General features: G+C 54.7%; 9 protein-coding genes. 3 read left to right on the forward strand and 6 right to left on the reverse strand.

Features of this window, described 5'->3' with window-relative positions:
• The 3 genes from KBY72_RS14220 to KBY72_RS14230 all read right to left on the reverse strand — a co-directional run.
• A partial coding sequence (locus KBY72_RS14220; RefSeq protein WP_254993847.1) for a tyrosine-type recombinase/integrase occupies nucleotides 1-299 on the reverse strand: 299 nt, incomplete at its 3' end.
• Nucleotides 238-432: a hypothetical protein gene (locus KBY72_RS14225; protein ID WP_254993851.1), complete on the reverse strand. Its 195-nt coding sequence runs from the start codon at nucleotides 430-432 to the stop codon at nucleotides 238-240. The genes KBY72_RS14225 and KBY72_RS14220, both read right to left, overlap by 62 nt.
• A 268-nt stretch (nucleotides 433-700) precedes the next feature.
• Nucleotides 701-1045, reverse strand: coding sequence for a nucleotidyltransferase domain-containing protein (locus KBY72_RS14230; RefSeq protein WP_254993848.1), 345 nt, complete (start codon nucleotides 1043-1045; stop codon nucleotides 701-703).
• Nucleotides 1046-1133: 88 nt separating this feature from the next.
• Here KBY72_RS14230 and KBY72_RS14235 point away from each other — a divergent pair, with 88 nt between their 5' ends.
• On the forward strand, nucleotides 1134-1316 hold the full coding sequence (locus tag KBY72_RS14235; protein WP_254962133.1) for a hypothetical protein: 183 nt from the start codon (nucleotides 1134-1136) through the stop codon (nucleotides 1314-1316).
• Here KBY72_RS14235 and KBY72_RS14240 read toward each other — a convergent pair.
• On the reverse strand, nucleotides 1291-1653 hold the full coding sequence (locus tag KBY72_RS14240; RefSeq protein WP_254962134.1) for a DUF1778 domain-containing protein: 363 nt from the start codon (nucleotides 1651-1653) through the stop codon (nucleotides 1291-1293). The two genes, KBY72_RS14235 and KBY72_RS14240, sit on opposite strands and share 26 nt — an antisense overlap.
• A 141-nt stretch (nucleotides 1654-1794) precedes the next feature.
• On the opposite strand from KBY72_RS14240, the gene KBY72_RS14475 reads away from it, so the two are divergent.
• On the forward strand, nucleotides 1795-2340 hold the full coding sequence (locus tag KBY72_RS14475) for a J domain-containing protein (RefSeq protein ID WP_254962135.1): 546 nt from the start codon (nucleotides 1795-1797) through the stop codon (nucleotides 2338-2340).
• Between the two features lie 8 nt (nucleotides 2341-2348).
• Nucleotides 2349-3428 carry a hypothetical protein gene (locus KBY72_RS14250; RefSeq protein ID WP_254962136.1) on the forward strand — a complete coding sequence of 360 codons (1080 nt, stop codon included), beginning with the start codon at nucleotides 2349-2351 and terminating at the stop codon, nucleotides 3426-3428.
• A gap of 56 nt (nucleotides 3429-3484) precedes the next feature.
• Here KBY72_RS14250 and KBY72_RS14255 read toward each other — a convergent pair whose 3' ends face one another.
• Nucleotides 3485-4480, reverse strand: coding sequence for an NAD(P)-dependent alcohol dehydrogenase (locus tag KBY72_RS14255; protein WP_254993849.1), 996 nt, complete (start codon nucleotides 4478-4480; stop codon nucleotides 3485-3487).
• Nucleotides 4481-4650: 170 nt separating this feature from the next.
• On the reverse strand, nucleotides 4651-5236 hold a 586-nt coding region (locus KBY72_RS14260), incomplete at its 5' end, for a GIY-YIG nuclease family protein (RefSeq protein ID WP_254993850.1).

Below are 5236 nucleotides of genomic sequence, written 5' to 3' on the forward strand. Positions count from 1 at the left end.
TCCTTGTGACCGAGCAGCTCCTGGATCGTGCGTATGTCCTGGCCCCTCTCCAGTAGGTGAGTGGCAAAAGAGTGGCGGAAGGTGTGACAGCTGGCCGCTTTGGTCACACCGGCTTCAAGTACTGCCCTTTTCACAGCCTTCTGTACCAGGCTCGGATCGATGTGGTGTCGCCCCTGATCACCAGATTCTTTGTCGCACCATCGCTTCTGCTGGGGGAACACCCACTGCCACGCCCATTCACGGTCTGCATTCGGATACTTGCGGGCTGATGTGACCCAGGGGGCACTGACCCTGCTCATGCAGCCGGCGCGGGATGCGCACCAGCCGCACCCGGTCGCGCAGTTGATGCTGCAGGGCTTCTCTCGCTACCTGGATCAGATCCTCGCGCTCAAACAAAAGGAAGAAGCGGCAGGCGCTCCAGCACCAGGGCATCGCGGGCCCCCAGGGCAAAGCGGCTGAGGGTTAGGGACTGCCCGATAGCCGGCGACACCGGCCTCAATGCTGATTGCCACGGAACAGCAGAGCAACGAATCACCCGAACTGAGCTTCCACCTGCTCAATCAGTGCCTCTGCTTGGGCGCATCATGCTGTGCGATCCAAGCCCAGTTCGTCGGTCTCATCGTCGTAGCGGCACTGCACCGAGAAGGTGCTGAATGCACGTAGCGGCAGGAGCTCGGTTATGTCCACACCCCACACGGCTTCAGGAGTAATCACTGAGCACACCCTGGCGGATGGCCTCATGTACTAGGGATCCAGGCTCCCGCACGCGACGTGCGGCTTCTCCATTGGAGTGGAGCACCAGATCGACCGACAGGTCAGGTTGGGCTACTGCTCCCCAGAGTTCGGCAAGCAAGGCGAAGCGGTCTTGCCCTGCAAGCCAGTCATCTGGAGCAGTGATCAGCAGGTCTACATCTGAATCAGCACGAGCCTCTCCTCGAGCTCTTGAGCCGAACAGGCGCACCTCTGCGTCTGGGATCAGCGCGCGGATAGCAGCAGTCATGCCGGCTAACCGCTGAGCCATTGGTAGCTGTTCAGAAGCGGCCATGACCTCTCCTGACGGGCCAACGCCACTTGCGCTGTGCCCCAACTGTTGCGCCACAACCACTTTAGCCATGGCTTGTACGGTGAAGGTCATGCCCTTGATGCACCGGCTGAGACGCCGCAATAAGGGTCTTCCTTGCATCTTTGAGCAGCAGAAGCAGTTGCTGCTGGCGCAGTGGCGATGGGATGAATCCGAACCGTGTGTAGAAGCCAGCCTGCTCGGCGATCAGCAACGTCCGCCGGATCGCGCTAAACGACAAGCCTGGCAAGGATGACCACAGGCAGCGGGAAACGTCCCATGCCCTGCACCTGGCGAGTGAACAGATCTTGCAGAACTTGATTGACCTGTTCAGGACGCTCCAGCAGATCCATCAGAGCCTGGGCTTGGGATCGAAAGACCTTGAACAGGCGCTGATCAAGGAGTGTTTGCTCGGCAGCGAGGCAGGCGCTGTCGAGGATGAGGCCGGTGAGCGATTTGTGGCTCCTTTCGGCGGCACGGCGTGGTGCGCAAGCCGAGCCGGGCAGCGGATCAGCCAGGTCGACAGCGCTGGGGTCGCCGGCGTTCTGGGCACCGCTACGAGTGCTGCTGGAGAACGAGCTGGCGCTCTTCATCGCCGATGCCTATCCCGCGTCAGCATGGGGCAGAAGGTGTTTCATGCGCACTGGCATCTGATTCCCAAGCGAACAGGTGATGACAAATCCCTCCGCGGAGGCGTTCGGGGGGGTATTAAGGGCAAACAGCACAACTGAGCCGTGGCCACCAAGACGCCAGCGCGCAAGAAACTCGATCGGCCAGCGGTCTTAGCAAGGATCGAAGAGATCCTCTCGGCTGGGGCTCCGGATGCCGACAGCCTGTTGGCATTCGCAGAATTCATCAACGGAAAGCCGTTCCCTGAACCTGTTCTCACGCTGACAGAGCTAAAAGCCTCAGTGTGCAAGGTGTTTGGTAGCAAGAACGCTACTGAGCTGCGCAAATCAAGTGAGTTCAACCTCGCGATGGCGGGCCGAACATTTGATCTGAAAACAAAGGCAGATTGGCTAAAGCTCTATCGGGAGTGGGTTGGAGTTCCCCATAGCGAGCGCGCCAAAACTGGCAAAACATCCATTAACGGCATCGATGTCTTAGAAAATTTCAGGCCGTGGCATGTGTTCTCACTCGATCCTTCAACAGCCAGTGCCGATGACATCAAAGATGCCTTCCGCAGGCTTGCCAAGGAACACCATCCCGATGTTGGCGGCGATCCGCGAGTGATGGAGCGGCTCCAGAAAATGCGTGACTCCCTTCTTGCCTTTCTGTAAACAAGCTGATGACGACGACATCCAACCGATCACGTGATGCCTTCTCCTTTCAGGAAACAGCAAGAATCCTTGGCATCAGCGCGAAGAAGCTCAGTGGTATTTGCCAGTTCTTTGATGCCCATGCTGATGATGAATGGGAGCTCATTGAAGGGGAGTTCTTTGAATACGAACCTGGCCAAGCTCGCAGCCGTCGCTTTTACGAAGAAGGCGTGATGGCTATCGCCAAGTATCTGGAGGAGAAAGAAGGTGGAAGCATGTTGGCCAAGATTTATGAGTTCTTCACCCAGCATCGTGCGCGGGTGACGCGCACACTCGTCAAACGGCGCATCATTCAAGTCACCCAAGATCGAAGCTCCATCCAGATCCGAGGTGATCTGGTTTTTCTTGAACAGCGCTCTGTTGTGAGGGTGCTGGGCACCAACGGCAAAGGGATGGCTGGCACCATTACAAGAATTCAAGAAGAAAGTTCTGGTCTAGAAGGTGCTGAGGGATTAGAAATCGGTGTTCATTTTGATAGCTTTGAGGGCAAAGACCAACGACATTGGAGCCAGCGCGGCATCGTGCGTTTGGCGAAGACAATGAGGGATAAAGGCAGGATCACCAAGGCGCGTAAGGCTTGGGTAAAAGCTGTTGCCGATGTTGCAGAGGAATGTTTTGAGGTCCAGCGAAAGTTGCTTGAAAGCCATGAAGCCAGGGTTAAGGCAGCGAAGGACAAGGTTCGTCAGAGGGCACTACGCAAAGATGGATCTGGCTGTGCCATCTCCGGTTACAAACCATCTGAATCCGAACAGTATTCAGTTGAACTCGAGGCGCATCATCTGTTCGATGCCAGCTCACGTCCCGACCTGGCAGCCTATGAAGAAAACCTAATCGCCATCAGCAGCAGTATTCATCGAAACTTCCACAAGTGGATGGGAGCCAAGCCTTGCGAGCCCAAAGACTTTGTTGACTATCTCTTGGGCAATGAGATGAGCCACTTTGATGGATCACCTAGTGTCAAAAAGAGGAAGGAGCAGAAGCTCCAAAAGCTGATGAATCGGCTTGAGCTGCTACAGGCCAGATTTGAGGGAAATCACTTGCTGTACTAACGGTCGGGTTCAGGCGCGTTGCGGCGCGCAGCGGAGCAACGCGCCTGAACCCGTTGTTAGGTTATGCCACTGTGTTCCACAGTGATGACTACATTTCCCTTTTTGTGTCCTTTGTCGACATACCGGTGCGCCTCGGCCGTCTGTTCCAGCGGATAGCGCCGATCAATGACCGATTCTATCTTCCCCGCTTCAATCAGCTCTTTGAGGAAAATTAACTCTTCTTTGCGCTCGGGGGGCGAACCAAATATTACTTTCTGGCCGCCTGTGATGGAAGTCCATAGCATTTGGCCCATCTCTTGCAGCCCGCCGGCCACTGCAAGATAAAGTCCCTTTGGCTTGAGTGAGCCTTTACAACGTGAAAACGAAGTCTTGCCTACGACCGTGTCCAAAATGATGTCGTATGTCTCACCGCTTTGGGTGAAATCTTCTTTGGTGTAATCAATGACTTTATCGGCTCCCAGAGATTTTACTAATGCCAAATTCGCGGTGCTGCATACCCCGGTAATTTCCGCCCCAGAGTATTTGGCAAGCTGGATCGCATACGTACCGACCCCTCCAGAAGCGCCATTGATCAGGGCTTTTTGTCCTCGCTGAAGTTTGGCCATATCCCTCAAGAAATACAATGCGGTAACTGCTCCAAAAGGAACGGCGGCGGCTTCCTCGTAGGTCAGATTGGCCGGTTTTATGGCCAGCGCCCCTGCTTGCGGTCGACAGGTGTACTCGGCATAAGCACCGAATATTTCTGAGCCTATCCCAAAAACCTTGTCGCCTTTCTTAAACAACGTCACGTCCTTGCCGACGGCTTCAATTTCTCCGGCCAGTTCAGTCCCCAAGATTGTTTTTTTAGGTTTGCGTAGACCAAACATTAATCGTGGTAGAGGCCCGAAGCCGGGAGGGACAAAGGTAAACCCGCGAACATTCACATCCCCTGCTGTGACGGTTGCCGCGTAGACCCTGATCAGGACTTCACTGTCTTTTGGCGTGGGTTTTTCTACATCTTGAAGATGAAGCACATCCGGCGGCCCGTATACTGTGTATACAATAGCTTTCATAGATTTCCTCCGAATTGAACTTGATTAAGCGCGATATCTCGATTGACCGAGACCAGCGGCAAAACCTAACGCTGGCCATCACCTGGCCGCAAGGTGTGCTCGCCGAAGAAAATAGCCTCGTGGAGGCGGCTCGGGTGAATGGCGGTGTTAGACGGATGGAAATGAAGGAATCAATCGCCGTCGCTATAGGTTTCATTGTAGATATCGCTTATTGTTCTGCCCTCATAAGTCCAGTACGTTCCAGGGTTAAGATTATAATCGGTGCCCATTGCTCTTGCAGTCGCAACTGAAAGTCCCATCTGCTCGCCTTCGTAGTCGACTTTTTTGGGATTCACAACCGTAACTACTGAATCATTTCGCGTGCAGATGAGGGTTGCCCCGTTGGGTATTCCCATCTCCTCAAAGTTCAGATTTGGACGGCGTGATCTGAGCGTCTTTGCGGCCTGCAAGGACTGTTCGTCGATGCCAGTTGGCTCAGAGGAGGCTTCTGCAGTGGCATCAACTGCTGTATTCAGCAGCTTCAGAATTACAATTGCTTGTTCAGGCTCGATTCGAAAGAATTCTCGCTTGGGATTGACCCTGGAAGGGCCAAATGCAGTGTGGAGCGCGTCTTCTACGGCATCACAGTCGTCAACCTGACAAGCATACTCCAAGCTGAATGGAACTGGAACGCCAGTAGTGTAGAGCTGGCTAAGCCGAGTGCCTACATCCTCCTGCCTCGTTTTGCCGATCTTGCAAATGCCTGGCATCGCAGGG

The organism is Cyanobium sp. BA5m-21 (assembly GCF_024346235.1).
Classification (GTDB): domain Bacteria; phylum Cyanobacteriota; class Cyanobacteriia; order PCC-6307; family Cyanobiaceae; genus Cyanobium_A; species Cyanobium_A usitatum.

Coding starts and splice junctions, on each gene's coding strand:
- KBY72_RS14225 (WP_254993851.1), bottom strand. CDS start 432: ATGCCCTGGTGCTGGAGCGCCTGCCGCTTCTTCCTTTTGTTTGAGCGC.
- KBY72_RS14230 (WP_254993848.1), bottom strand. CDS start 1,045: ATGGCCGCTTCTGAACAGCTACCAATGGCTCAGCGGTTAGCCGGCATG.
- KBY72_RS14235 (WP_254962133.1), top strand. CDS start 1,134: ATGCCCTTGATGCACCGGCTGAGACGCCGCAATAAGGGTCTTCCTTGC.
- KBY72_RS14240 (WP_254962134.1), bottom strand. CDS start 1,653: ATGAAGAGCGCCAGCTCGTTCTCCAGCAGCACTCGTAGCGGTGCCCAG.
- KBY72_RS14250 (WP_254962136.1), top strand. CDS start 2,349: ATGACGACGACATCCAACCGATCACGTGATGCCTTCTCCTTTCAGGAA.
- KBY72_RS14255 (WP_254993849.1), bottom strand. CDS start 4,480: ATGAAAGCTATTGTATACACAGTATACGGGCCGCCGGATGTGCTTCAT.